Source organism: Citrobacter sp. Awk 4, from assembly GCF_028069725.1.
Taxonomy (GTDB): Bacteria; Pseudomonadota; Gammaproteobacteria; order Enterobacterales; family Enterobacteriaceae; genus Citrobacter_D.
Genome location: NZ_JANEWG010000152.1, coordinates 1 through 430, shown reverse-complemented (window position 1 = coordinate 430; position 430 = coordinate 1). Strand labels below are relative to the sequence as shown.

Here is a 430-nt window from a genome sequence, read left to right as displayed (position 1 = left end):
GAAGGGGGGCGGCTGCACCATATGCAGGCGGACAGGGTGTGTTTTGCGTATGACCGCAGCGGGTGGCTGACGGCAGAGCACAGCGTGCACGGCAGCATCAGATACCAGCGTGACGCGCTGGGCAATCCCACGGATATCACGCTGCCGGACGGGCAGCACCTCAGCCATCTCTACTACGGCAGCGGACACCTGCTCCAGACAGCGCTGGACGGTATCACGGTGAGTGAATATGAACGTGACAGCCTGCACCGGCAGGTGATGCGCACCCAGGGGGCGCTGGCGACGTTCAGCAGTTACAACGCTGACAACCGGTTAAGCTGGCAGCGCAGCCTGATAAGTGGCAGCCAGAACCCATATCAGGCAGGTAACCCCCCGGCGCAGGGCGACAGTGTGACGGCGCGGGATTACCTCTGGAACGCAGACGGCGAAG

At 63.3% G+C, this 430-nt stretch carries 1 pseudogene; it reads left to right on the top strand.

The annotated features are described in order from the left end of the window. Positions 1-430: pseudogene (locus NNO04_RS22605) on the top strand (RHS repeat protein); the annotation flags it as partial.